Origin of the sequence: Microbacterium sp. M (assembly GCF_045181065.1) — a bacterium.
Classification (GTDB): domain Bacteria; phylum Actinomycetota; class Actinomycetes; order Actinomycetales; family Microbacteriaceae; genus Microbacterium.
In genome coordinates this window covers 940,777-966,795 of the sequence record NZ_CP173721.1, presented here as the reverse complement: position 1 = coordinate 966,795, position 26,019 = coordinate 940,777, and the positions used below count along the sequence as shown (strand labels likewise).

The window sequence follows — 26,019 nt, the reverse complement described above, 5'->3', positions numbered from 1 at the left end:
ATTCACAACGGTAACGCTTGAGTAACAGGAAGTTCTTATCTGTTCTAATTAGTTACCTTGGCGTGTTCATTTTGGACATCGTGAAGCACTCTGCTTCCAAAGAGCAGGGGAACGAACCGCGTCAGGCCAGGCTGAGCGCCTGTCGCGCGATCTCGAGTTCCTCGTTCGTCGGGACCACCAGGACCTCAACGCTCGACGTCGCCGTCGAAATGCGCCGGATGCCGGGGCGCCGCTGATCATTCGCCTCGTCGTCGATCTCGAGACCCAGGAATCCGAAGGTCGCCAGCGACTCGGCACGCACACGCGCGGCGTTCTCGCCCACACCAGCGGTGAACGAGATGACGTCCACTCCCCCGAGCTGCGCGATGTACGCCCCGACGTAGGCCCGCAGGCGGTGGATGTACACGTCGAACGCCAGCGTCGCGGCATCCTCTCCAGCGTCCACACCGGCGAGGATGTCGCGCATGTCGCTGCGTCCTGCCAGCCCCAGCAGGCCGCTCTGCTTGTTCAGCAGCGTGTCGAGGCCGTCGGTGCTCATGCCGGCGCGGCGCGCGAGATGGATCAGCACAGCGGGGTCGATGTCGCCGGAACGCGTGCCCATCACGAGTCCCTCGAGCGGCGTCATGCCCATCGAGGTCTCGACCGACCGCCCGCCGTCGATCGCGGTCATCGAGACGCCGTTGCCGAGGTGGAGCACGATCTGCCGCAGGTCCTCGAGCGGGCGATCGAGGAAGAGCGCCGCCTGCTCGGAGACGAACTTATGACTCGTGCCGTGGAAGCCGTATCGGCGCACCCTGTGCCGCTCCGCCACGGTCCTGTCGATCGCGTACGTGTAGGCCGCCGGCGGCAGCGTCTGGTGGAACGCCGTGTCGAACACGGCGACGTGCGGCACGGATCCGAAGGCCCGACGGCCCGCGCGGATCCCGGCGACCGCACCGGGGTTGTGCAGCGGTGCGAGCTCTGAGAGGTCCTCGATGTTGATCTCGACCAGATCGTCGATCGGCGTCGGGGCGAAGAAGCGGGCGCCGCCGTGCACGACGCGGTGCCCGACCGCGACAGGCGGGCTGTCATCCAGCTGCGGCCCGTGCTCGGCGAACTGCTCGAGCATGACCCGGAACGCCTCGTCGTGGTCGGCGATCCGCCGCGAACTGCGATGCTTCTCATCGAGGACGGTCGGGGCCGCAGACCCGTCGGAGACGCGCCGGACGGTGTGCGTGATGTCACCGGCATCCTGCCCGATGCGCTCGATCAGCCCCTCGCCCAGCGGGAGCTCGCGGTCCATGTCCATCAGGCTGTACTTCAGCGACGACGAGCCGCTGTTGATGACGAGGACGACGCTCATGCGGCACCGCCCTGCGCCTGGATCGCCGTGATCGCCACCGTGTTCACGATGTCGTCGACGAGAGCGCCGCGACTCAGATCGTTGATCGGCTTGTTCAGTCCCTGCAGGACCGGTCCGATCGCGACGGCCCCCGCCGAGCGCTGCACGGCCTTGTACGTGTTGTTTCCGGTGTTGAGATCCGGGAAGACGAACACGGTGGCACGCCCTGCCACGTCGGATTCGGGCAGCTTCGCCTTCGCGACGGCCGCATCGGCGGCGGCGTCGTACTGGATCGGCCCCTCGACGAGGAGCTCCGGCGCCCGCTCGCGCACGAGCGCCGTCGCTTCGCGCACCTTGTCGACATCGGCCCCCGATCCGGACTCTCCCGTCGAGTACGACAGCATCGCGACCCGCGGGTCGATGCCGAACTGCCGTGCCGTCTGGGCGGACGAGATCGCGATGTCGGCCAGCTGGACGCTGGTCGGGTCGGGGATCACAGCACAGTCGCCGTAGACGAGCACCCGATCGGCGAGCGCCATCAAGAAGACGCTGGAGACGACGTCGACGCCCGGTCTGGTCTTGATGATCTCGAAGGACGGCCGGATCGTATGCGCCGTGGTGTGCGCCGCCCCCGAGACCATGCCGTCGGCGAGCCCGAGATGCACCATCATCGTTCCGAAGTACGACACGTCGGTGACGGTGTCGGCCGCCTGCGCCAGTGTCACGCCCTTGTGCGCACGCAACCGCGCGTACTCGGCGGCGAACTTCTCGACGTACGAAGGATCCGTCGTACTGATGATCCGGGCTGCCGAAATGTCCAGCCCCAGCTCCACGGCTCGCGCCCTGATCGCGGACTCCTCGCCCAGGATCGTGAGTTCGGCGACGTCACGCGCCAGCAGCGTGGCGGCCGCCCGGAGGATGCGGTCATCACCGCCCTCGGGCAGCACGATGTGCTTGCGGTCGGAGCGCGCCCGCTCGATGAGGCCGTATTCGAACATGAGCGGCGTGACGACCGTCGCCTCGGCCAGCCCCAGCAGACGCGTCAGCTCCGAGATGTCGACATGCGTCTGGAAGAGGCCGAGCGCGGTGTCGTAGCGGCGGCGCGAATCCGCTGCCAGGCGCCCCCTCGCGCCCATCACCCGGACGGCGGTGTCGTACGTGCCGAGGTCCGTCGCGATGATCGGAACGCGCGACGCGAGCCCGTCCAGGAGCCTCTCGATCGTCTCGGGGAGCGGGAAGGGTCCGTTGAGGACGATGCCGGCGATCGACGGGAAGGTCCCTGCCGCGTCCGCCAGCAGCGCGGCCAGCAGCACCTCGGTGCGGTCGGCGGGGATGATGACGACCGAATCGGCGGTCAGCCGCGGCAGCACGTTCACCATCGACATGCCGGCCACGACGACGCTGAGCGCCTCCCGCGCGAGCAGGTCGTCGTCGCCCTTGACGAGGCGGCCGTCGACAGCGGTCAGGATGCCCCGGATCGACGGCGCGACGAGCGAACGGTCTTCGGGGATCGTCCACACCGGAGTCGCCTCCGACTGCACCGCATGCACGGCATCGATCGTCTCGATCGCGGCATCCGGGTCCGCGCGGTTCACGATCACCGCGAACAGTTCGGCCCGCTCGGCGGCCAGCTCGGCGAGCGCGAGGGCCGCCAGCTGGCTCACAGCGGCCGGGGTGCGCGCGGTGGTCGTGCCGAGCTGCTCGGCTCGCTGCTGCTGGTCGCGGCCGGACAGCACGAGCAGCACCGGGGCCGCGAGATTCGCGGCGATCCTGGCGTTGTAGCCGAGCTCGGCCGGACTTCCGACATCCGTGTAGTCGCTGCCGATGACGACGACCGCATCGCACTGCGCCTCGACGGCCTTGAACCGGGCGATGATCGTGGCGAGCGCCTTGTCGGGGTCGGCGCGGACGTCGTCGTACGTGACACCGACGCAGTCCTCGTAGTCGAGATGGACCCCGTCGTGCGCGAGCAGCAACTCCAGCACGTAGTCGCGCTCGGCCGACGAGCGCGCGATCGGGCGGAACACCCCCACACGCGGCGTCACGCGCATGAGCGCGTCGAGCACCCCCAGGGCGATCGTGGATTTGCCGGTGTGCCCCTCAGCCGAGGTGATGTAGATGCTCCGCGCCACGCCCCCAGCCTACGGCGGCGCACCTGTCCGCGGTGGACCCGGAACCGGAGAAGTTCAGCCGCTGCTCTCGCAGGCGCCGGACAGCGCATCGACGACGGCCTCGGCATCCGATCGGAAGGCCGCGTAGTGCGTGGGGTCGGTGTTGATCTGCACCCGGTGGATCGCGAGCGACGGCTCGAGGTCCTGCCAGCCGGGCAGCCGAGCGAGGCGGTCGTAGAACAGCGCGGCCGACGATGCCGGATCCATCCGCTGCTCGATGCTCCCCCACCAGTCCTGCTGCTGGAAGAGACCGATGCTGCTGGTCCGCGAACCATCGGGATTCGTGACCCCCGAGGTCTCCCAGTCGCCGTAGTCGATCGCACGCAGGGAGCTCTCGCCCATCGCCGCCATCACGCCGATGACCTGTCCGTCACGGCCCAAGCCCCGCTCGCGTGCGGTGAGCACGATCGTCGCGGCGTTCTCGAGCTGCTCGCCCTGCCAGCCCTCGATCCCCGCGGCCGGGAAGCTCGCCGGTTCGGCAGCGCAGACCGGAGCCTGCGCGGTCGTCATCGGCAGCAGAACGGCCAGCGCGGCGATGGCCGCGACGGAGCCGGCGCCGATCAGCACGCGCCGCAGCACGAGCCGACGTCGCCGTCGCAGCGCCGCGCGCTTGCGGGCGCTGAGCCTGCGTCGGCGCGCGGGTCGCCGCTTGACGGGACGCCGCTTGGTCGCCGTGCGGCGAGTGCTCACGCCCGCCGCCCCGGGGATCGCCCGATGAACACGGCGATGCCGCCGCCGATCGCGCCGAACAGATGCGCCTGCCAGGAGACGCCATCGGCTGCTCCGAACACGCCGACGAACATCGCGGTGCCGTACAGCACGATCACGATCACGGCGATGAGCGCGTAGCCGATCCGGTGCGCCACGCGGCCCGGCGCGAACACCCGCACGACGACGTAGCCGAAGTAGCCGAACACGAGGACGGATGCGCCGACCGTCAAGGTTCCCGGCGTGTTCACGAGCCACGTCCCCGCACCGCCGACGACGGCGATGATCGCCGTCACGAGCCAGAACCGGGCGGCGCCCTCGATCGCGACGAGGCAGCCGAGCACGAGGAACGGCAGCGAGTTGGCGATCAGATGCGCCCAGTTCGCGTGCAGGAGCGGGCTGAGCACGATGCCGCCGAGCCCTGACGGGTCCCACGAGCGGAGTCCGAATCCGGTGAACGACCCTGGCAGCACGGCATCCGCGAGCTGGACCGCCCACATCAGCGCCAGCAGGATCACCGGCGACGCGAAACGGGCGACGGCGCTCTGCCTGGCGGGGGTCCGCGGTGTGGTCACATCCAGATCCTGTCAGTGCGCACCCGAAGGATGCTGAGAGAGCAGGCATCCGGAGACGGAAAGACCCTCCGCGCACCCGACAGAGCCCGGTTACCCTTGCTACGTTTCCGTCCTGGGGGAATTGGCCTGGATGCCGTCACGCGGAGGGCTTCGAACAGTCTACCGGGCTTCGGAGGGTGCTTTCGCCCTCGCCCATCTGGCCGGTGCGTCCGGTCCGTCCCAGACCTGGATCACGCCCCACAGCGCCGCCGTGATCGGCACGGCCAGGATCGCGCCGACGATGCCGCCGAGCACTGTGCCCACGGTCAACGCGACGAGGATGACGAAGGCGTGCAGCTTCATGGACCGGCCCATCAGGACCGGCTGCAGGAAGTTGCCCTCGAGCTGGTTCACCAGCACCACGATGCCGACGACGAACAGCGCGTTGACCCACCCGTTCGCCACCAGCGCGACGAGAGCGGCGAGGATGCCCGCCACCGTGGCGCCGACGATCGGGATGAACGCCAGCAGGAAGACCAGCACGGCCAGGGGGATCGCGAGCGGCACCTGCAGGATGAGCAGACCGATCAGGATGCCGATGGCATCCACCGCCGCGACCGTGGCGGTGCCGCGGACGTACGACCCGAGCGTGCTGACCGTCTTGTCGCCGATGCGGCGAGCGCGCAGATAGTTCTCCCCGCGGAACGGCCGCAGCAGGAACTCCCACATCTGCGGGCCGTCCTTGAGGAAGAAGAACAGGATCGTCACCATCAGCACGAGGCCGGTGACGAAGTTGGCCACGGCGCTGACGCCGGCGAGCGCTCCGGAGCCGAACTGGGCACTGGTGAGGAAGTCGGTGAGCGTCGCGATCCACTCATCGATCTGCTCCGGCTGGAGGAATTCGAACGGCAGCGTCTGCGACCATGCGAGCAGCTGCTGGACCCCCTCCTCCGCCTGGGAGTAGAGCTCGTCCCACTGGTCGCGCACGGCCCACACGATCAGCCAGCTCAGCAGGCCGAGGATGACGACGATCGCGAGCAGCGTGATGACCGTCGCGAGCGCCGACGGCACTCCTCGTCGGCGCATCGCGTTCATGACCGGAGTGAACGCGCAGGCGAGGATGAGGGCGATCATGAGCGGGATCGTCACGAGCGTGAGCTGCTGGATCGCGAAGATGATCCCCGCAGCGACCACCACGACGACGATGATCTGGATGGCCCGGATGCCGAGCTTCCCGAATCCGTCCGCCCAGAGGCTCCACGGGGCCCGAGTGGCTTTCAGCTCGACGTCCTGCGACTCCAGTCGCACACGCTGCGGATCATTGCGGAAGAGTCCCATGCGTCGAGGCTAACCGCATCCGCCATCCGGCGGTACGCCCGCGCCCCCGGCGGGTTACGATCGATTCACACCCGATGAGGGGCGAAGGCAGGGCGAGAGGGGACGCATGCACCAGGACGCATCCGCCATGACGGCCGAGCGGTTCGCGGAGCAGACCTCCGCCATCCTCGATTCCGTCGGCAAGGTCATCGACGGCAAGGCGGATGCCGTGCGCAGCGCCCTCGTGTGTCTGCTGGCCGAGGGGCACCTGCTCATCGAGGACGTCCCCGGCGTCGGCAAGACGATGCTGGCGCGCGCTCTCGCCGCAAGCGTCGACGCGACGGTGCGGCGCATCCAGTTCACGCCCGACCTGCTGCCCGGCGACGTCACCGGCGTCAGCGTCTACAACCCCGTCGACCGCGAGTTCGAGTTCAAGCAGGGCGCGATCTTCGCCCACATCGTGATCGCCGACGAGATCAACCGCTCCTCCCCCAAGACGCAGTCGGCGCTGCTGGAGGCCATGGAGGAGCAGCAGGTCACGGTCGACGGCCGCACGCACCCGCTGCCGGATCCGTTCCTCGTCGTCGCCACCCAGAACCCGCTCGAGATGGAGGGCACGTACGCGTTGCCTGAGGCGCAGCGCGACCGCTTCATGATGCGGATCTCGATGGGCTACCCCGACGCGGCCGCCGAGGCTCTGATGCTCCGCCAGCGCGACACCGTCAATCCGCTGGCGGCGATCCGCCCCGTGGTCGGATCGCGGGACGTGAGCGCCCTCATCGAGGCCGCCCGTGCCGTGCATGTCGCCCCGAGCATCGAGGAGTACGCGGTCGCCCTGGCGCAGGCGACGCGCTCCGACCCGAGCCTGCACCTGGGTGCGAGCCCGCGTGCCACGCTGCAGCTGGTCCGTGCCGCGAAGGTCTGGGCCGCACTGGATGCCCGTGAGTTCGTGATCCCCGACGACCTCACCGCCCTGCTCGTCCCGGTCTTCGCGCACCGGCTGCTGCCGGCGCGCGGCGTCCATCGCGCCGGTGCGCAGCCGGTCGAGGCCGCGCTCGCGCAGATCATCGATCGGGTGCGCGTGCCGGTCGCGACCCGCCTCTGAACGGACTCCGATGTCCGATCGCCGCCGACGTCCTCTCACCGCCCGCGGGCTGGGTGCGCTCGTGCTCGGCGTGCTGTTCACGATCGCGGCGAACATCGTCTCGGCGCCGATCCTGGTCTACGTCGCCGTCCTGCTGTTCATCCTCACCGCTTTCGCCGTGCTCGCCGTCTACGTCCCGCGCCGCAGCGGCACGGTCACCCGGCAGGTCTCCACGGATCTGCTGACCGTCGGCGAGGAATCCCGCGTGGCGGTGCGCTTCGCGCTGCGCTCGCTGCGCATCCCGCACGGGCTCTGGCGGGATGTCCTCCCGGATGCCGTGACCGGCAGCGCTTCGGGCGAGTACCCGCCGGATTCCGGTGTGCTCCGCTACCCCATCACCGGGGTGCGCCGCGGCGTCTGGCCGGTCGGTCCGCTCATCCTGCGCACGGTGGATCCGTTCGGGCTCGCGCAGCGCGAGCAGGCGTTCGGCGACACCAGGACCGTCACGGTGGTCCCCGAGGTGATCCCGCTCGCTCCGCTCGCCGCGCACTGGGGCGCCGCCGGCGGCACGGCCCACACCGCCTCCAGCAGGCTCGGTCAGGGCAGCGACAACCTCTCGCCGCGCCACTACGTCTCAGGCGACTCGATGCGGCGCATCCACTGGCGAGCGACAGCCCACCGCGGCGAACTCATGGTGCGTCAGGAAGAAGAGGAGTCGAGCCCGGACGCCATCGTCGTGATCGACCGTGCCGCCGGGCGCTGGGCGCGTGCCGACCGCGGCGTCGATCCGGCATTCGAGGCTGCCGTCTCGGCGTGCGCGTCGATCGCACTGCACCTCGCCACCGAGGGATACAGCGTCGATGTCGTGGACAGCGCCGGTTCCGTGATCGGCACGCTCCGCGGCCATGAGGACGACCGCGACGAACTCCTCGTGGCGCTGGCCATGCTCGCGCCCCGCGGCGAGGCGCGCGATCTGGCGACCATCGTCGGCGGCACACCGCCCGGCCCGCTCGTCGTCATCACCGGCCGCATCGGGGCAGCCGACCACTCGGTGCTGCATCACGGCGGCGCTGCCGTCCCGATCCTGCTGGCCACCGACCCCGCCCCCGAGGTGATCACCGCGGCATCCGCGTCCGGCTGGACCAGCGCCGTGCTCACCGACGACATCTCGGCATCGTGGGAGCTCGCGCTCCCGGAGCGGATGCTGAGCGGAGGCGGCCGTGTCCCGCGTTGAGACGCCGACCGGCGCCTGGGCGATGGACGTCGAGCCGAGCCGGGAGGGGATCGTCGGCCGGTCGCTGCTGGCCGCGTTCGCGTCGGTGGTCGCCCTGTGGCCGTACGTCCCCGTCGTGCAGGCCGGCCAGTGGAGCCTCATCGTCGGCACGCTCATCTTCATCGTGACGCTGATCGGGGCGATCGTCCGCGTCCTCATGGCGGACCGCTCAGCCCCGGCACGGACGCTGACGACGGTGCTCGTGCAGCTCGCGGCATCCGTCTTCCTGCTGACGGCGATGCTGCTGCCGCAGACCGCGCTGCTCGGCATCCTGCCGACGCCGGCGACCGCGACGGCGTTCACCGAACTCGCCGTGCAGGCGGGCGTCGAGGTCTACAACGGGTCAGCGCCACTGGAGGACACGCTCGCGCTGCGCACCGTGTTCGGCACGGCGTTCGCCGTCGTCATCATCCTCATCGACGTGCTGATCGCACACCGCAGGGCACTGCCGGCAGCGGCGCTCGTCACCGTCGTCGGCGCGCTGCCGATCATCATCACCCTCGGCGACGCGAACGTGGTCTGGTTCGTCGCCCTCGCCGCCCTGATCCTGATGCTGCTGCGCAGCAGCGCCGGTCACGACCGGCATTCGGCTCGGCGCACCTCCACCGTCGTCATGGCCGGTGTCGGCGTCGGGGCGATCGCGCTCACCGTGGTCGTGGCGCCGATCCTGCCGGTCTCGGCGTCGTGGATGGTGCCGGGGTCCGGCGTGACCGTCGACGCCTCCCTGCGGCTGGGCGATGATCTGCGGCGGCCGAATCCCACGCAGGTGATGTCGCTCGCGACGACCGCCGAGACAGCCCCGTACCTGCGGATCGCCACGCTGTCGCGGTTCAACGGCGAGGTGTGGCGCCCGGACCGCGACGAGACGCAGTCGCTGTCCGACGGCTTCGGCGACCCCGAGTGGAGCGACGAGCTCGCCGGCGACGACCGGCGGACATCGATCCGCGTCCTCGGGCTGTCGAGCTCGCGACTTCCCGTCCCCTACCCGGCGGAACGGCTCGTAGGCGTGTCGACGGGCTGGGAGGTGATGCCCTCCAACCGGACGGTCGTGTCGGAGGCGGTCGACGCATCAGGGCGCGACTACACGGTGACCTCTGCGCTCGTGCGGCCGACGTTCGAGCAGATCGCCGCATCCAGGGCCGCCGGCGGCGATCAGACCGTGGACGACCTCTCGGAGCTGCCTGCGATCATCCCGCAGACCGCGGCCGACGTCACGGCCGACTCCGCGAGCGACTACGAGAAGCTGATCGCGCTGCAGAACTGGTTCCGCAGCGAGTTCGAGTACTCCATCGACACCCCCGTCGAGGAGGACTTCGACGGCACAGGCGCCGAGGCCGTGGCGACGTTCCTGGAAGTCCGGTCCGGCTACTGCGTGCACTTCGCCGGCGCCTTCGCCCTGATGGCCAAGACGCTCGGGATGCCGGTGCGCATCGTGGTCGGCTATCTGCCGGGTGAGCTGACGGACGAGAAGCGCGGCGACGACTACGTGTACGCCGTCATGAGCGACCAGCTGCACGCGTGGCCGGAAGTGCACTTCGAGGGCATCGGCTGGGTGCCGTTCGAGCCGACCGCGACGCTCGGCACGCCGACCGCCTTCGCGCGCGGTGAGACGACGGGTGGGACGGGCTCCGGCCCTGGCCAGACGCCGACGCCCACGACCGCGCCATCGGCCGCGCCGTCCGATGTCCCGACGATCGCGCCGGAGAACCCGGATGAGGCGCTCGGCGGCGACGTGGTCCGGCAGCGGCTCGACCCGACGCCGGTGCTGCTGACGGTCGCCGGGGCGCTGGTCGTGCTGCTGCTTCCGCTGCTGGCGCGGAGTCTGCGCCGCGCCGCCCGGATGGGGCGTGCGCGCGGCGGCGACGCGGCGAGCGCCTGGCTCGAGCTGCGCGACACGATGGTCGATCTCGGCCTCAACCCGTCCGATGCGCAGAGCCCGCGCGTGCGCGCAGCCGAACTCGCCACGGAACGGGGCGCGGATCCGGAGTCGCTCGGGGCGCTGGTGCGCGCGATCGAGCGCGCGAGTTATGCGCCGGCATCGTCGGGGACGCGCAGCCGGCGGGCGCGGGATGCCGAGGATCTCGCCGAGCCGCTGCATCGCGTCCTCAAGGAGCTGCGCGGGTCGGTCGACGCCCGCTCCCGGTTCGTCGCCCTGTGCGCGCCACGATCGCTGTTCGTGGCGCGGCCGGCGGTGCAGCTCAGCGTGTGAGGTCAGGCGGTCGGTGCGAACCCGTTCGCCGCGGCTGCGTGCGCCGCGCAGGCGAGCGCTCCGCAGTCCTCGCAGACCACCTGCTGGACTCGGCATGACGGATCGGGACAATTGGCAGTGCGCTTCGTGGCCGTCCGGCATCCGACGCACTCCCCGATGACGGCGGCATGATCGGAGAAATCTACCGACCCACGGCCGTCGAAGACGTACAGCGACCCGTCCCACAGTCCGTCGTCTCCGAACGTCTCGCCGTATCGGACGATGCCGCCTTCGAGCTGGTACACCTCGCCGAACCCGCGTGCGCTCATCAGACTCGACAGCACCTCGCAGCGGATACCGCCGGTGCAGTACGTGACAACCGGCTTTCCCTTCAGATCGTCATAGGCACCGGAATCCAGCAGCTCGACGAAATCGCGGGTTGTCTCAACGTCGGGGACGACAGCATCCCGGAATCGTCCGATCTGCGCCTCGAGCGCGTTGCGCCCGTCGAAGAAGACGACGTCGTCGCGTTCGGCGACGAGGTCGTGGAGCGCTTCGGGGGTCAGACGCGTGCCGCCGCCGACGACGCCGTGGTCGTCGACCTGCAGTTCGCCAGGGGCCCCGAAGGACACGATCTCGTCGCGCACCTTCACGCTGAGCTTGGGGAAGTCGAGGCTGTGACCGGTGTCGTCGACACCGGTGCCCTCGCTCCACTTGATATCGGCGTCCTTGAACGGGGCGTAGGAGCGGAACGAGCGCGCCCACTTCTTGAGGGCAGGGAGATCGCCGCCCAGGGTGCCGTTGATGCCGTCGTTCGAGATGATCAGCCGGCCGCGCAGGCGCAAGGCTTCGCCGAGGTCACGCTGCCACAGCCGGATCGCCTCGGGGTCGGCGAGCGGGGTGAACACGTAGAACAGCACGATCTTGGGAGTTGCCACTCCAAGATTTTAGGCGCCTTCCCTGGCCCTGTCCCGCGAGACGGCCGGCGTGGTCACGGGCGCGCGGACGATCGGATAAGATGGACAGGTTGTTCCCTGGTGACGTGTCCGAGCGGCCGAAGGAGCACGCTTGGAAAGCGTGTGTTGTGCAAGCAACCGCGGGTTCGAATCCCGCCGTCACCGCCAAATGCCGAAGGGCCCCACGAAGTGGGGCCCTTCGGCATTTCTCGCTGACGGCTGGCACTTCGATACCCCGGGCCCCACGACGCCAGAGGCTCCGCGCGGCGCCCGCTCCCCCAACGGAACGCACCTACGAGCCCAGCGCCGTGTGGAGTGGGCGACGAGGGACCGAATCCCGCCGTCACCGCCGAGAACGCCGAGGGCTCATGAAGTGAGCCCCAGCCTTCGGCCAACGCCAGAACGCCGAGGGCGCACGAAGTGAGCCGTCGGTCGTTCGGCCCGCGTCAGAACGGCCCGCGTCAGAACGGCCCGCGTCCGTCGATCAGCTGTCAGATTCCCCGAACCGGACCCCGTACTCGACGGTTCCCGCAGGACTCGGCAACCGCTGCATCCCGATCCGCTCGTAGAACGCCCCTGCTCCGATATTCGTCGGGCTCATCCCGAGGTGCAGTCCCGGTACGCCGCGGCGACGCAACTCGGCGAACAGCGTCTCGATGAGGCGCCGCCCCATCCCCTGCCCCTGCGTCTCGGGGAGCAGATCGATGTGCAGGTGCGCGGGGTACTCGCCCGCGTTGGGTTCGCGCCCCGGTGCCCGTCCGTACGCGTAGTCGAGCATCTTCTCCTGGCGCGACTGCGCATCGACCGGCTTCGGGAATCGATCCGTGAATCGCGGCCACCATTCGTCGCGGAACCACTGCTCGAAGGCATCCGTGTCGTCTGTGGCGACGATGTATCCGATGACGCGACCGTCGTCGGCCTCGACGACCCAGCACAGCTCGGGGTCGCGCTCGGCGTACGGCACCGCGAACAACAGGCCCCACAGCTCGTCGTCGGAGAACAGGCCGGTCGCATCAGCTCCGGAATCCGCCGTCTTCACGCAGACGTCGAACAGGCCGTCGCGGTCCTGGGGACGATACGGGCGGATCTGTGACACGGGCTGCTCCTTCGCGATGTGCGGACGGCCGACGGCGGAGCCGGCCGGAACCACCCTATCCGGCAGGATCCGGTCGCCCTGAGCCGAAGCGATCGGCACCGCATCGCGGCGCACCCACGGAACCAGCAGCGCGGCGATCAGCAGGGCCGCTGACGCCCCCACCAGCGCACCGCCGATCGTGTCCGTGAGCCAGTGCACCGACAGCACGGTTCTGGACAGCGCCATGGTGAGCACCCACAGCGCCCCGAGCGCGTACATCCACACCCGAGGGAACAGCACGCACAGCACCACGGCGATCGTCGCCGCGTTGGCCGTGTGACCCGACGGATAGGAGCCGTAGTCGCTGACGACGAGCATGTCTTCGGGGCGCGCCCGCCCGAACAGCTCCTTGAGCAGCTGCACCAGCACGGCGCTGGCGGCGAAGGCGGCGAGCGCGAACACGGCCGACCGCCAGCGTCGCGCGATCAGCAGGCCGACCGCGACGATGCCGGGGACCACGAGGATCGCGATCCACCCGCCGCCGATGCGGTTCATCAGGTGCGACACCGCGACGAGTGCATCCGGCGCCGCATCCACCATGAGGTCGTGCCACCAGCTGTCCAGCTGGGACGGCTCAGCGGCTCCCCCGTCGATCGTGACATACGCGCCCAGCGCGATCGCGGCGAGCAGCGTGCCGAGCCCCCACCACAGGAAGTGCCGTCTCATCCGCCCATTCTGCCGTGCGGCGCCGGGTATGCCGGCATCCGGATCAGGGATTGAGCATCCCGACCGTGCGCGGACGCACGATCAGCCAGAGCGAGAGGATGCCGAGGACAGCGCAGCCGACCATGACCGATGCCATCGTGGTCGCCGTGACGTCTCCGCTGCCGGCCACGAGGAACACGACCGGGGAGATGATCGCCGCGACCCCGTTGTTGCAGGCGCCGAGGACGGATGCCGCGGTCCCCGCCGCTTTGCCGTGCCTGTCGAGCGCGAGCACCTGCACGCACGGGAAGGTGAAGCCGCACGAGGTCATGAACACGAACAGCGGGATCACGGTCCCCCACAGGCCGAGTCCGAGCTGATCCGTCAGGATGATCGCCAGACCGGAGAGCAGCAGCGCCGAGGTCGAGAAGGCCAGCACCCACTGCGGTCCGAACCGTGCGGCCAGGCGCGAGGCGGCCTGGACGCCGATCACGAGCCCGACGGAGTTCGCCGCGAACAGCCAGCCGTACTGCTGCGCGTTGAGCCCGTGCGTCTGCTGGAACAGGAACGAGGATGCCGACAGGTAGGAGAACAGACCGGAGAAGGTCATCCCGCCGATGACCAGCACGCCGATGAACACGCGGTCCGAGAAGACGCTCTTGTAGCGCTGCAGCACGGTGGTCGAGCCGCGGTCCTGGCGGCGCTCCTTGGGCAGCGTCTCGGGGATGAGGAACAGCCCGCACACGAGCATCGCCCCGCCGTAGCAGGCGAGGACGACGAAGATGCCGCGCCAGTCCATGACCGCCAGCAGCGCGGAGCCCAGCAGCGGCGCGACCACGGGTGCGACGCCTGAGACGAGGGCGAGCCGGGACAGCATCACCACGAGTCGGCGTCCGCCGAACAGGTCGCGCACGATCGCCATCGCGACGACGCCGCCGGCCGCGGCGCCGATACCCATGAACACGCGGGCCGTTCCGAGCAGGATGAAGTCGGGAGCCAGGGCTGCGGCGACGCTGGCGAGCACGTGCAGCGCCGTCACCGAGATGAGCGGGATGCGCCGACCGACCTTGTCGCTGAGCGGCCCGACGACGAGCTGACCGATCGCGAATCCGATCATGGTACCGGTCAGCGTCAGCTGGATCGCGGCCGCCGTCGTCTGGAAGTCGCTCTCCAGCAGGGGGAAAGCCGGGAGGTACAGGTCGATCGTGAACGGTCCGAGAGCGGTGAGCGCCCCGAGCAGGAGGATGTAGATCGTGCGGCGGCGCGCCGAGATGGCGTCGCCGGGGTGCAGCATGATCGGCGCGGTCGCCGGATTCGGGCCGAGCGTGCGGATGGCGCCGGTGGGCGTCGAGGTGCGGATGCTGCCGGTGATCGTGCGGATCGTTCCGCTGGGTGTGAGATCGGATGCCGGAGCAGAAGTCGTTTCAGGGTCCGTATGGGGCGTGCTGGTTTCGTGGCGAAATGAGTCGGTCAAGAGAGCTTTCCGGGGCGCGGGGGATCGAATCGATTCGAGTGCATCGATCCGACCATGTTACTCCCCGCTCCGGGCGCGCCGAAGGCCGCGAGACTTGCTTTGCGGGCGAGACCGACCTGACCAGGCCGAGAACCGCCCCCAGACCAAGCCTCGGGGGCCGGGGGCGTCAGCGCGAGATGCGGGCCAGGCCCTGCTCGAGGTCGGCGATGAGATCGCGCACATCCTCGATGCCGACCGACAGCCGCACGACGTTCTCGGGAACCGCGAGTGCCGTTCCGCGCACCGATGCGTGGGTCATGTCCGGCGGGTAGCCGATCAGTGATTCGACCCCGCCCAGCGACTCCGCGAGTTGGAACACGGTCGTGCTCTCGGCGAAGGCCCGAGCCGCCTCGGGGCCGGCGGTCAGTGCGAGCGACAGCATCCCGCCGAAGCCGCTCATCTGCCGTGCCGCGATGTCGTGGCCGGGGTGCGAAGCGATCCCCGGGTAGAACACCGTCTCGAACTCCTGATGCTCCGCCGCCCATTCCGCGATCGCCTGAGCGTTCTCGCTGTGCTGACGCACCCGCACGGCGAGCGTCTTGATGCCGCGCGTGGTGAGCCAGGCATCCAGCGGCGCCGATACCGCGCCGACGGCGAACTGCTGGAACTTGACCGACTCGTAGAAGCGGTCGTCGCCGAACACCACGGCACCGCCGAGCACGTCGGAGTGACCGCCGAGGTACTTGGTCGTCGAGTGCACGACGAGGTCCGCACCCAGTGCGAGCGGCTGCTGCAGCGCCGGCGACGCGAAGGTGTTGTCCACGACGACGATGGCGCCAGCGGCATGCGCGATCTCGACGATCGCGGCGATGTCGACGATCTTCAGCAGCGGATTGCTCGGCGTCTCCACCCAGATGATCCTGGTCTCCGGGCGCAGAGCGGCACGGATCGCGGCGGCATCCTCGAGGGCAACGATCGTCGTGTCGATCCCCCACGGCGCGAGCACAGTGGTCAGCAGGCGGTAGGTGCCGCCGTACACGTCGTTGCCGAGGACGACGTGGTCGCCCGGCTTCAGGATGCCGCGCAGCAGCGCATCCTCTGCCGCGAGCCCCGAAGCGAACGACAGCGCGGCGGAGCCGCCTTCGAGCGCGGCGAGCTGCGTCTCCAGCGCGCTGCGCGTCGGGTTGCCCGCCCGGTTGTACTCGTAGCCGCCGCGGAAGCCGCCGATGCCGTCCTGCACATGCGTGGAGGCCTGGTAGATCGGCGGGATGATCGCTCCCGTCTGAGGGTCGGGCGCTTGGCCTGCGTGGATGGCACGGGTGGCGAAGGAGTACTCGGACATGACCACAGCCTACGTCCGGCGCCCCTTCGCGACCCGTGCCTGTTACGTCAGGGGTCAGCCCTTCGTCGACCCGGCGAGCAACCCGCGGACGAAGTAGCGCTGCAGTGCGAAGAACACGATCAGCGGAACGATGATCGACACGAACGCACCGGCCGTGAGCAGGTACCAGCCCTCACCGCGTCCGGTGATCTCGGCGAGCACCTTCGTGATCGGCGACGCCGCGCCATCGGCGAACACGAGGGCGACCAGCAGGTCGTTCCAGACCCAGAGGAACTGGAAGATCGCCACCGACGCGATCGCCGGCATGGTCAGCGGCAGCACGATGCGGAAGAAGATCTGGCCGCGCGATGCGCCGTCCACCCTCGCCGCCTCGATGATCTCGCCGGGGATCTCCGACATGAAGTTGTGCAGCAGGTAGATCGCCAGCGGCAGGGCGAACATGGTGTGCGCGATCCACACCTGCGCGTACCCCTGCGACGCATCGATCGACTCTGTGATCTGCAGCCCGAAGAGGTTGATGCCCTTCGAGAACGAGGTCAGCAGCGGAACCAGTGCCATCTGGATCGGCACGATCTGCAGGGCGAACACGAAGATGAACAGCGCGTTGCGCCCCTTGAAGTCGATCCAGGCGAAGGCGTACGCCGCCATGGCCGCGATCATCAGCGGGATCAGCGTGGCCGGGATCGTGATCGCGATCGAGTTGACGAACGACTGCAGGATCGTCAGCTGCGTCGTCCCCGACTGCAGCACCTCGACGTAGTTCTCGAACGTGAACTCCGGATCGGCGAAGATCGTCCACCACCCGGAGGTGTTGATGTCGTCGCGAGGCCGGAACGAGGAGATGAACAGTCCGAGCGTCGGGATCGTCCAGAGCACGGCGATGACGATCGACGCGATCGTCGCCCACGGCCGGCTCAGCCGCTTGCGGGTGCGTCCTGCGGATGCCTCGAACTTCCCCCCGGTCGTGATCGCCCGGGTGGAATTCGCATCGGTCTTCACGGTGTCGGTCATCGGATCTCCCGCTGCTTCTTGATCTGGCGCGCATTGTAGATGACGATCGGCAGCACCAGGATGAACAGGATGACGGACAGCGCGGCACTGCGCCCCGCCTCGAACTTCGAGAACTGGGTGTACATCTCGTTCGCGAGCACGCTGGTGCCGTAGTTTCCGGCCGTCATGGTGCGCACGATGTCGAAGACCTTCAGCGAGGCGATCGAGATCGTCGTCAGCACGACGATGAGGGCCGGACGGATGGCGGGCACCGTGACCGACCAGAACCGCTGCCAGGCGTTGGCGCCGTCCAGCTCGGCGGCCTCGAGCAGCTCGGCCGGCACGCCCTTGATGGATGCCGAGAGCACCACCATGGCGAACCCGGTCTGCACCCAGATGAGCACGACGATGAGGAACAGGTTGTTCCACGGCTCGTTCAGCAGCCACTGCTGCGGCTCGCCTCCGAACCAGACGACGATCTGGTTCAGCAGGCCGATCTGCTCGAACTCGGGTCCGCGGTAGGCGTACATGAACCGCCAGATGATGCTCGCGCCGACGAACGAGATCGCCATCGGCATGAACACCAGGATCTTGTAGATCTTCTCGCCTCTGGTCCGATCGATGAAGACCGCATAGGCGAGGCCGACCAGGGTCGACACGACGGGCACGATGAGCACCCAGACGATCGTGTTGACGACGGCCGTGATCCCATCGGATTGCGTGAAGATCCAGATGTAGTTGTTCAGGCCGATGAAGCTCTTGCCGCTCGAGTTCCAGAACGACGCGTACACCGTCTGGATCGACGGGAGGATGAGTCCGACGAGCAGCAGCAGGATCGCAGGCGCCATGAACGCGACCAGCTGGATCAGATATCCGGCGCCGTCGCGCGAACGATAGTCAAGGAGGAAGAACAGGGCACCGACCACGACGGCGACGCCCATCGCCCAGTACCAGGAGTTGAAGAACCACATCACCGCGAAGGGGACGACGAGGCACATCGCGAGGCGGATCCACGTGTACAGCGTTCCCTTGCGCGGTGCGATGTCGACCAGGAGCAGGATGACCGCCACCACGACGGCGAACGCGATCACCACCACCACGGCCTGCAGAACGGGCGGAAGCGCCCCGACCCATCTGAAGAATTCTGTCGCGTTCACGCAGTCCCCTTTTCATGACGCGAGGTGTGAAGGCGTGAGCGACTGTGCGCACGCCGGGGTGTGGGAGGGCCGCCCCCGCCGGAGCGGAGGCGGCCCGTCGAACTGATTACTCGCTCGGCCAGCCGGTCTCGATCTGCTCGAGCACGGCGTCGGTCGAGTCGCCGTTGATCCAGGCGACCATACCCTTCCAGAATGTTCCGGCGCCGACGGCACCGGGCATCAGGTCGCTGGCGTCGAAGCGGAACGTCGTCTCCTCGTCCTGCAGGATCTTGATGGTCTCCTGAAGGATCGGATCCTGAGCGCTCTCGGGATCGAGGCCACTGTTGGCGGAGACCACGCCGCCGAGGCTGACTCGGGCGTTGGCCCACTCCGGGCTGGACAGGTACTCGAGCACCTGCTGCGTCGCCTCGGAGTCGCTGAACGCGCCGACGATCTCGCCACCACCGGTCACCGTGGTCTCCCCCTCGGTCTCACCGGGAAGGATGAACGCCCACACGTCGCCGTCCTCGGCGACCTTCGTGCCCTCCGGGTAGAAGCCGGAGAGGAACGAGGCCTGGTGCGTCAGCGCGCAGGTGCCTTCGGCCAGTGCCGGTGCGACGTCGCCGAATGCGGTCGAGTTGATCGAGCGGACGTCGCCGAAGCCGGCGTTGACGTAGCTCGGGTTCAGCAGGATCTCGCCGACCGAGTCGAACGCCGTCTTGATCTGCGGGTCCGTGAAGGGCACCTCACCGGCTGCCCACTGGTCGTACACGTCCGTACCGGCCTGGCGCAGGACGTAGTCCTCGATCCAGTCCGTACCGGGCCAGCCGGTCGCGGTGCCGGACTCGAAGCCGGCGCACCAGGGTGCGGCGCCCGACGTGGACTGGATCGTCGCGGTGAGCGCGTTCAGCTCGTCGAGCGTCTTGGGGACCTCGACGCCCCACTCCGCGAACTTCGCCGGCGAGTACCAGATCCACCCCTTGACGCTCGCCATCAGCGGTGCGCCGTAGAACGTGTCGTCGACGGTGCCGTAGTTCACCCAGTCCTCGGACCAGTACTCGTTGGCGTTCTCCACCACGGCCTCGGGCGCGGGCTTGAGGAAGTCGCGCGACGCGAAGTCCGCCATCAGGCCCGGCTGCGGGAAGATCGCGATGTCCGGCGGGTTGCCGCCCTGCGCGCGCGTGCCGAGCTGCGTCTCGAAGTCCTGGCTGCCCTCGTACTTGATGTCGATGCCGGTCTCCTCTTCGAAGTCCGCCCAGGACTCCTGCAGCAGTTCCGCCTCGGCCTCGACGATCGTGCCGTAGATCGTGACGGTCTCGCCGTCGACGTCACCACCGCCGCCTCCGCCACCGCCGGTCGGCGCGCCCGGAGCGCCGCATCCGGCCAGGGCGATGCCCGCGACCCCCAATAGTGCCAGCGGCGCGATCAGCCTCTTGCGCTGCGAAAGAGTCATGTGATTTCTCCTCCTCGAGTTCACGTCCCCAGAAGAATCGACCGTCTCGTCCGCGGCCGAATCGGGAACCGATTCCAGGCCAACCTACTTGCCCGAGCCCGCCCGGCACAATGGGGAATCATCACAACCCGACAACCTTTTGCCCGTGTTGCCGTGCGAGTGTGGGAGCGCTCCCGCGCCAATCGTGTGGAACCGGTTCCGTTTCACGCTCCGCGGGGCTATCCTCGACTTCGTGCGCGCTGGAGCGCGCGGTGTCGAGGAGGACGCATGAGCACGATCGCGGATGTCGCGGCGCGGGCCGGGGTGTCCAAGGCGACGGCCAGTCGCGCGCTCAGCGGGCGCGGCTACGTCTCGGACGACACACGGCAGCGCGTGGTGGATGCCGCGCGCGAACTCCTGTACGTCGCCCACTCCTCCGCGACCAGCCTCGCCACCGGACGCACCGGCACCATCGCGGTGATCGTCCCGACGCTCGACCGGTGGTTCTTCACCGAACTCGTCGCCGGCATCCAGGAGTCGCTGCTGGACGCCGATCTCGATCTCGCGCTGTACGACATCCGCGAGGGCAGTCGCATCCGCGCACGCGTCTTCGAGGAGGTCCTCCCCCGCCGCCGATTCGACGGACTCATCGCCGCCGGCATCCAGCCCAGTGCGCAGGAGCTCGAGCGGCTGCTCCGGCTCGAGCGCCCTCTGGTGTGCATCGGCCCGTACGGCGAGGGCGCCAGCGCTGTGTCGATCGACGACATGAGCGTCGCGCGCATCGCGACCGAGCATCTGCTGGATCTGGGGCACACGGACATCGCGTTCATCGGCACGCTCGAATCCGGCGACGGCAGCATCGGCGACGAACGGCGACTGGCCGGCTACCGTGACGCGATGGCGGTCGCGGGCGCGGAGCCGCGGGTCGCGTTCGCGGAATCCACGATGTCGAGCGGCTACGCGGCTGCGGCCGACCTGCTCGGCGACCGGCGTTCGCGTCCCACCGCCGCTGTCGGCGTGTGCGACGAGGCGGCGATCGGAACGATCATCGCCGCTCGCCGCCTCGGGATCGCCGTCCCGTCCCAGTTGAGCGTCATCGGCATCGACGACCACCGTGACGCGGAGATGTTCGCTCTGACGACGATCCGCCAGCGGCCGCGCGAGCAGGGCCGCGAGGCCGTCCGTCTGCTGCTGGTCCGCCTGGAGGATCCGGATGCCGAGATCGAGCATGCGGCCGCGGCATCCGCTCTCGTGATGCGCAACTCGACGGCTGCACCGGCATCCTGAACCGGATGCGCAGAAAGGCCCCGGGGCGAACCCCGGGGCCTTTCGAAGCGTTGAGACGCTGTGATTACTTGAGGGTAACCGTGGCGCCTGCCTCTTCCAGAGCAGCCTTGGCCTTCTCGGCGGCTTCCTTGTTGGCGCCCTCCAGGACGGCCTTCGGAGCGCCGTCGACGACAGCCTTGGCCTCGCCGAGGCCCAGCGAGGTGAGCTCGCGGACGGTCTTGATGACCTGGATCTTCTTGTCGCCAGCGGCCTCGAGGATGACGTCGAAGGAGTCCTTCTCCTCTTCAGCCTCGGCAGCGCCTGCGCCACCAGCGGCACCGGCAACGGCGACGGGAGCAGCAGCGGTGACCTCGAACTTCTCCTCGAACGCCTTGACGAAGTCGTTGAGCTCGACGAGGGTCAGGCCGGCGAACTGCTCGAGCAGCTCCTCAGTGGTGAGCTTAGCCATGATGTATCTCCTAATAGATGGGGTTTGTTGATCGAGAACACCGGTCGCTTACGCGGCCTCGGCGGTCTCCAGCTTTGCGCGAAGAGCGTCGACGGTGGCGGCAGCCTTGCCCATCGTCGCCTTCATCATGCCCGCAGCCTTCGCCAGCAGAACCTCACGGCTCTCGAGCGAGGCGTACTTGTTGACCTCGTCGGCGGAGAGCGCGTTGCCCTCGAAGATGCCGGCCTTGATCACGAGAAGCGGGTTGGCCTTGGCGAAGTCACGAAGAGCCTTGGCAGTGGCGACGAAGTCACCGTGCACGAACGCGACGGCCGACGGACCCTTGAGGTCGTCGTCCAGCGCGGTGATGCCAGCCTTGTTGGCGGCGATCTTGGTCAGCGTGTTCTTCACCACGGCGTACTCAGCGTCCTGACGGATGCTGTTGCGCAGCTCCTTGAGCTGGGCAACCGTCAGACCGCGGTACTCGGTCAGCAGAACGGCGGACGAGTTCTCGAATGACTTCGTGAGCTCGGCGACCGATGCATCCTTCTGCGCCATGGTCACTCCTTGGTGTGTACGAGGCGCCTCACGGCGGTGAGGCACCGACCTCGACCTTCACAGCAACAAAAAAGCTCCGGCGCAAGCGCACGGAGCTGAATCAGTTCGTGTCCTGCGCGGGCCCCTGCATTGCAGTGCTTCGATCGCCGTACTCGCGCACGACGATGACCAGCGGTCTTCGGTTACGACAAGGATACCCCGGGGAACTCGTCCCCACAAATCGAGGGTCTGGTGGCGAGCGGCCCCGGCGTCTACTGTGAGGCCCATGCGCGACGAGACGGTCCTGGAAGATGCGGTTTCCGACGATGCGACGACCCTGGTCATCTTCGGCGCCTGCGGCGATCTGAGTTCACGGCTGCTGCTCCCGGCGCTCGGCCAATTGCTCACCATCGAGGAGTCGCGCAGGATCCGCCTTATCGGCGCGGATCGCGAGGACTGGACCGACGACCAGCTGCGTGACATCGTGGCGATGTCGTTCTCGAGCGCGGATGCCGGGGCCGCCGTCGGCCAGTTGTCGATCGAGTACCGGCACTGCGATCTGATGCAGCCGGACCAGGTCCGCTCGCTGCTGGGCGAGCTTCCGGAGCGCTCCGCGCTCTACTTCGCGGTACCGCCCTCGGTCGCCGCGACGGCGTGCGCGTCGCTCTCCTCGGACGACCTCCCCGCCGGGACGATGTTGGTGCTCGAGAAGCCCTTCGGCACCGACGAGGCCAGCGCTGCAGAACTCAACGCGATCCTGGCGCAGCTGGTTCCCGAGCGTCAGGTGTTCCGCGTGGACCACTTCCTCGGGCGCTCGACGACGCTGAACCTGCTCGGCGCGCGATTCGCGAACCGACTGCTCTCGCCGGTCTGGTCCGCCGAGCACATCGAGTCGGTCACGATCGTCTTCGACGAGAGCCTCGGGCTCGAAGGCCGCGCCGGCTACTACGACGGCGCCGGCGCCATGGACGACATGATCCAGAGCCATCTGCTGCAGGTGCTCGCCGTGCTCGCGATGGAGGAGCCTGCCGCCCTCGACGAGATCGACTTCCGCGAGGCCACCACCGCGGTGCTGCGTGCCACGCGCGTGTGGAAAGACGACCCCGCGTCGGCATCGCGGCGGGCGCGTTACACGGCGGGGACGGTGGGCACCGCGACGATGCCGTCCTACGCGGACGAGCCGGGCGTCGACGCCGCGCGCGGCACCGAGACGCTGGCCGAGGCCACGTTCGAGGTGCGCAATGCACGGTGGACTGGAGTCCCGTTCACTCTGCGCTCCGGGAAGGCCATCAGCGACCCGCACCAGCTCGTGTCAGTCCGCTTCCGTCCAGTCCGCCATCTGCCGTCCGGATTCACGGGGACCGCAGACGGAGCGGAGCTGCGCTTCTGGCTCGGTCCGGACCGCATGGATCTCGAGATCAACGTCAACGGAGCCGCTGACCCGCTCGAGCTCGAACGGGCGACGCTGTCCACGGAATTCGGGGAGGGCGCGTTGCGCGCATACGCCGAAGTCCTCTCCAGCATTCTGGACGGAGACCCGATGCTGGCGGTTCGCGGCGACGCCGCCGAGCAGTGCTGGCGGATCGTCGATCCGATCGCGCGCGCCTGGGAGAACGACGAGGTGCCTCTCGAGGAATACGAAGCGGGATCAGCGGGTCCGTCGTCCTGGGCGACATCGCGCTGAGCTTGCGGCGGTGGGTCGTCCCTGCGGCGTCGGCAGTCGGGGTTATGGTCTATTGGTGACCCCCGAACTCCAAGCGCGCATCATCGCGGACTCCCGCGATCGCGTCGCCTGGCTTCGTGCCAGAGCACGAGGGATCACCGCGACCGATGTCGCCGGCCTCTCCGGCGAGAAGTCGATCACCCGCGCCGCCGACTCCAAGCTCGGTCACGGCGCGCGATTCGGCGGCAATGCCTACACCGATCACGGCCGACGCCGCGAACCAGAGATCGCCGCCTGGGTGGCGGCCACCCACGGCATCCAGCCCTCCTCCGCGCTGTTCCGCGCCGAACTCGAGCACCGCCACCTGGCGACGCCGGACGGCATCATGGAGGATGCGACCGGCCGTGTGACGCTGGCCGAGATCAAGACCACGAACAAGGACTGGCGGACGATCCCGCGCACCTATCTGCGTCAGGTCTGGTGGCAGCAGCATGTGCTCGGCGCCGACCGCACGCTGTTCGTCTGGGAGGAGCACGACCAGTTCCGGCCGATCCACGATGAACCCCGATGCGTGTGGATCGACCGTGACGACAAAGAGATCGGGCGACTCGTCCATATGGCGAACCGACTGATCGACGAGCTCTATCACCGCACGACCGGGCAGCAGCCTCCATCCAGGACCGCACCGGCGGACGACCGGCGCGAGGCTCTGAGGGAGCGGGACATGTTCCGTGCCCTCGCCCTCTCGGATTGATCCTCAGCGCTCGAGGACCCGCATCGCCTCGGTGGAGATCTCCGCCGCGATCGCGTCGAGCAGGTCGGAACGCAGGTTCCACTGCTGCCAGTACAGCGGAACCCGCACGATCTGCCCGCCCAGCCGCTGAAGGCTGCCGGAGCCCGCGGCATCCGGCGCCTGCAGCGCCGGCACCATCCCCCAGCCGAGACCGAGCTCGACGGCCTGCGCATAGTCGTGGGACGCCGGCACGTAGTGCCGCGGGACTCCCAATTCGTCCACACCATGAGCTGCGAGCCAGCTGTGCTGGAGCGAGTCGCGCCGATCGAAGTCGACGAACGGTGCGCGACGAAGCGCCTCCGGCGTGACCCCCTCCGCGAACCAGCGCTCGACGTACTCGGGCGTCGCCATCGCCTCGTAGGCCAGCACGCCGAGGCGTGTGACCGTGCAGCCGGCGACCGGCGAGTCCTCGGACGTGACAGCGGCCATCACTGTGCCCGACTCGAGCAGCCGCGCCGTGAAGTTCTGATCGTCCCGGTGGAGATCGAAGTCGATGCCTCGATCACGCGCCAACCGCGCCAGCGGGGGCAGGAACCAGGTCGCCATGGAATCCGCGTTCACCGCAAGCGGCACGGCGACCCGCGACTGCGCGGAGTCGTCGAGCCCGAACCCCGCCAGGGCATCGTGCTCGACGAGAGCGACTTGGCGTGCGAGACGCACGATCGCCTCACCCGCGGTCGTCGCCGTCGCAGGGCGACCCCGGATGATGAGCACGCGTCCGAGCTGCTCTTCCAGGCTCTTGAGCCGCTGGCTGACCGCGGACGGCGTGACGTTGAGCACCCGGGCGGCCTTGTCGAGACTGCCCGTGTCGACGATCGCGGCGACCGTCGCCGCCGCATCGAGCGGAATACTCATCACATTAGCCACTCTAATGGAGCCTTACAGATCTTCGCTGTACCTGAAGATGTCCTCGTCATAGCGTGGAAGCATGCTCTCCTTGCTCGCCGGTCTCGGCCTCGGCCTCTCGCTCATCATCGCCATCGGCGCACAGAACGTGTTCGTGCTTCGACAGGGCATCCGACGCGAGCACGTGCTCGCCGTCGTGATCATCTGCGCGGCGTCGGACGCGGTGCTGATCGTGGCGGGTGTCGCCGGCCTCGGATTCCTCCTCGAGAGTGCACCTCTGCTCGTCGACGCGGCTCGCTGGCTCGGTGCGGCGTTCCTGCTCGGCTACGGTCTCCTCGCTGCGCGGCGAGCGTGGCGCGGAACCGGCGAGGGGCTCGATGCCGGCAACGGAGTCGAGCGGGATGCCGGAGTCGAGACCGGGTCCGGTGCTGTCACGACCCGCATCGCGACCACGAAGACGGCGCTGTCGCCGGTCGTTCTGACCGCCCTCGCGCTCACATGGCTCAATCCCCATGTGTACCTGGACACGGTGCTCATGCTGGGCTCGATCGCCGCCACGCACGGCGACGCCCGATGGCTCTTCGCTGCGGGTGCGGTCGCGGCGAGCTGTCTGTGGTTCACCGCACTCGGATTCGGCGCCCGCTATCTGGGACGCGTGCTGCGCACGCCCCTCGCCTGGCGGATCCTCGATGCGGTGATCGCGATCGTCATGGTCGGCATCGCGGTGAGTCTCGTCCTGCCGGTCCTCACTGCATGATCGC

General features: G+C 68.7%; 22 protein-coding genes, 1 tRNA gene and 1 other RNA gene. 8 read left to right on the top strand and 16 right to left on the bottom strand.

Annotated elements, in window-relative coordinates:
- Window positions 1-121: 121 nt before the first annotated feature.
- From ACI7YT_RS04470 to ACI7YT_RS04445, 6 genes are all read right to left on the bottom strand, one after another.
- Window positions 122-1,342: an acetate/propionate family kinase gene (locus ACI7YT_RS04470; RefSeq protein ID WP_406249269.1), complete on the bottom strand. Its 1,221-nt coding sequence runs from the start codon at window positions 1,340-1,342 to the stop codon at window positions 122-124.
- Window positions 1,339-3,453, bottom strand: coding sequence for a phosphate acetyltransferase (gene pta, locus ACI7YT_RS04465; protein WP_406249268.1), 2,115 nt, complete (start codon window positions 3,451-3,453; stop codon window positions 1,339-1,341). Before pta ends, ACI7YT_RS04470 begins: the two co-directional genes overlap by 4 nt.
- A 54-nt stretch (window positions 3,454-3,507) precedes the next feature.
- Entirely contained in the window at window positions 3,508-4,182 is a 675-nt protein-coding gene (locus tag ACI7YT_RS04460; RefSeq protein ID WP_406249267.1) for a hypothetical protein, read from the bottom strand.
- On the bottom strand, window positions 4,179-4,775 hold the full coding sequence (locus ACI7YT_RS04455; protein ID WP_406249266.1) for a rhomboid family intramembrane serine protease: 597 nt from the start codon (window positions 4,773-4,775) through the stop codon (window positions 4,179-4,181). The genes ACI7YT_RS04460 and ACI7YT_RS04455 overlap by 4 nt, the downstream gene beginning before the upstream one ends.
- A gap of 59 nt (window positions 4,776-4,834) precedes the next feature.
- Window positions 4,835-4,925, bottom strand: an RNA gene (ffs, locus tag ACI7YT_RS04450) — signal recognition particle sRNA small type.
- A gap of 9 nt (window positions 4,926-4,934) precedes the next feature.
- Entirely contained in the window at window positions 4,935-6,092 is a 1,158-nt protein-coding gene (locus tag ACI7YT_RS04445) for an AI-2E family transporter (protein ID WP_406249265.1), read from the bottom strand.
- Between the two features lie 106 nt (window positions 6,093-6,198).
- Between ACI7YT_RS04445 and ACI7YT_RS04440 the strand changes: the two genes are divergently transcribed.
- The 3 genes from ACI7YT_RS04440 to ACI7YT_RS04430 are packed head-to-tail and all read left to right on the top strand — an operon-like array spanning window position 6,199 to window position 10,637.
- Complete coding sequence (locus tag ACI7YT_RS04440; RefSeq protein WP_406249264.1) at window positions 6,199-7,176, top strand: AAA family ATPase; 978 nt, start codon at window positions 6,199-6,201, stop codon at window positions 7,174-7,176.
- Window positions 7,177-7,186: 10 nt separating this feature from the next.
- Window positions 7,187-8,389, top strand: a complete 1,203-nt coding sequence (locus tag ACI7YT_RS04435; protein ID WP_406249263.1) for a DUF58 domain-containing protein — start codon at window positions 7,187-7,189, stop codon at window positions 8,387-8,389.
- The gene (locus tag ACI7YT_RS04430; protein WP_406249262.1) at window positions 8,376-10,637 is read left to right on the top strand and encodes a transglutaminaseTgpA domain-containing protein; all 2,262 of its coding nucleotides are present in this window, start codon (window positions 8,376-8,378) and stop codon (window positions 10,635-10,637) included. The genes ACI7YT_RS04435 and ACI7YT_RS04430 overlap by 14 nt, the downstream gene beginning before the upstream one ends.
- Window positions 10,638-10,639: 2 nt before the next feature.
- On the opposite strand, the gene ACI7YT_RS04425 is transcribed toward ACI7YT_RS04430, so the two are convergent.
- Window positions 10,640-11,554, bottom strand: coding sequence for a rhodanese-related sulfurtransferase (locus ACI7YT_RS04425; protein WP_406249261.1), 915 nt, complete (start codon window positions 11,552-11,554; stop codon window positions 10,640-10,642).
- 98 nt (window positions 11,555-11,652) lie between these two features.
- On the opposite strand from ACI7YT_RS04425, the gene ACI7YT_RS04420 reads away from it, so the two are divergent.
- Window positions 11,653-11,740: transfer RNA gene (locus ACI7YT_RS04420), tRNA-Ser, on the top strand.
- Window positions 11,741-12,056: 316 nt separating this feature from the next.
- On the opposite strand, the gene ACI7YT_RS04415 is transcribed toward ACI7YT_RS04420, so the two are convergent.
- From ACI7YT_RS04415 to ACI7YT_RS04390, 6 genes are all read right to left on the bottom strand, one after another.
- Window positions 12,057-13,373, bottom strand: coding sequence for a GNAT family N-acetyltransferase (locus tag ACI7YT_RS04415; protein WP_406249260.1), 1,317 nt, complete (start codon window positions 13,371-13,373; stop codon window positions 12,057-12,059).
- Window positions 13,374-13,416: 43 nt separating this feature from the next.
- The gene (locus tag ACI7YT_RS04410) at window positions 13,417-14,646 is read right to left on the bottom strand and encodes a multidrug effflux MFS transporter (protein WP_406250489.1); all 1,230 of its coding nucleotides are present in this window, start codon (window positions 14,644-14,646) and stop codon (window positions 13,417-13,419) included.
- Between the two features lie 346 nt (window positions 14,647-14,992).
- Window positions 14,993-16,147 carry a cystathionine gamma-synthase gene (locus ACI7YT_RS04405; protein WP_406249259.1) on the bottom strand — a complete coding sequence of 385 codons (1,155 nt, stop codon included), beginning with the start codon at window positions 16,145-16,147 and terminating at the stop codon, window positions 14,993-14,995.
- Window positions 16,148-16,201: 54 nt separating this feature from the next.
- Window positions 16,202-17,158 carry a carbohydrate ABC transporter permease gene (locus ACI7YT_RS04400; RefSeq protein WP_406249258.1) on the bottom strand — a complete coding sequence of 319 codons (957 nt, stop codon included), beginning with the start codon at window positions 17,156-17,158 and terminating at the stop codon, window positions 16,202-16,204.
- Window positions 17,155-18,294, bottom strand: coding sequence for a carbohydrate ABC transporter permease (locus ACI7YT_RS04395; protein ID WP_406249257.1), 1,140 nt, complete (start codon window positions 18,292-18,294; stop codon window positions 17,155-17,157). Before ACI7YT_RS04395 ends, ACI7YT_RS04400 begins: the two co-directional genes overlap by 4 nt.
- 106 nt (window positions 18,295-18,400) lie before the next feature.
- Window positions 18,401-19,726: an ABC transporter substrate-binding protein gene (locus ACI7YT_RS04390; protein WP_406249256.1), complete on the bottom strand. Its 1,326-nt coding sequence runs from the start codon at window positions 19,724-19,726 to the stop codon at window positions 18,401-18,403.
- Between the two features lie 267 nt (window positions 19,727-19,993).
- On the opposite strand from ACI7YT_RS04390, the gene ACI7YT_RS04385 reads away from it, so the two are divergent.
- A complete protein-coding gene (locus ACI7YT_RS04385) occupies window positions 19,994-20,992 on the top strand; it encodes a LacI family DNA-binding transcriptional regulator (RefSeq protein WP_406249255.1) in 999 nt (332 codons plus the stop codon).
- Between the two features lie 64 nt (window positions 20,993-21,056).
- Here ACI7YT_RS04385 and rplL read toward each other — a convergent pair whose 3' ends face one another.
- Both rplL and rplJ read right to left on the bottom strand, forming a co-directional pair.
- Entirely contained in the window at window positions 21,057-21,440 is a 384-nt protein-coding gene (gene rplL, locus ACI7YT_RS04380) for a 50S ribosomal protein L7/L12 (protein ID WP_298744853.1), read from the bottom strand.
- Window positions 21,441-21,488: 48 nt separating this feature from the next.
- A complete protein-coding gene (rplJ, locus tag ACI7YT_RS04375; protein WP_406249254.1) occupies window positions 21,489-21,977 on the bottom strand; it encodes a 50S ribosomal protein L10 in 489 nt (162 codons plus the stop codon).
- A gap of 265 nt (window positions 21,978-22,242) precedes the next feature.
- Here rplJ and ACI7YT_RS04370 point away from each other — a divergent pair, with 265 nt between their 5' ends.
- Both ACI7YT_RS04370 and ACI7YT_RS04365 read left to right on the top strand, forming a co-directional pair.
- A complete protein-coding gene (locus ACI7YT_RS04370) occupies window positions 22,243-23,640 on the top strand; it encodes a glucose-6-phosphate dehydrogenase (RefSeq protein WP_406249253.1) in 1,398 nt (465 codons plus the stop codon).
- Between the two features lie 55 nt (window positions 23,641-23,695).
- Entirely contained in the window at window positions 23,696-24,373 is a 678-nt protein-coding gene (locus ACI7YT_RS04365; protein WP_406249252.1) for a YqaJ viral recombinase family protein, read from the top strand.
- A gap of 3 nt (window positions 24,374-24,376) precedes the next feature.
- Here ACI7YT_RS04365 and ACI7YT_RS04360 read toward each other — a convergent pair whose 3' ends face one another.
- Window positions 24,377-25,267: a LysR family transcriptional regulator ArgP gene (locus ACI7YT_RS04360; protein WP_406249251.1), complete on the bottom strand. Its 891-nt coding sequence runs from the start codon at window positions 25,265-25,267 to the stop codon at window positions 24,377-24,379.
- Between the two features lie 73 nt (window positions 25,268-25,340).
- Between ACI7YT_RS04360 and ACI7YT_RS04355 the strand changes: the two genes are divergently transcribed.
- On the top strand, window positions 25,341-26,015 hold the full coding sequence (locus ACI7YT_RS04355) for a LysE/ArgO family amino acid transporter (RefSeq protein ID WP_406249250.1): 675 nt from the start codon (window positions 25,341-25,343) through the stop codon (window positions 26,013-26,015).
- Window positions 26,016-26,019 lie beyond the last annotated feature (4 nt).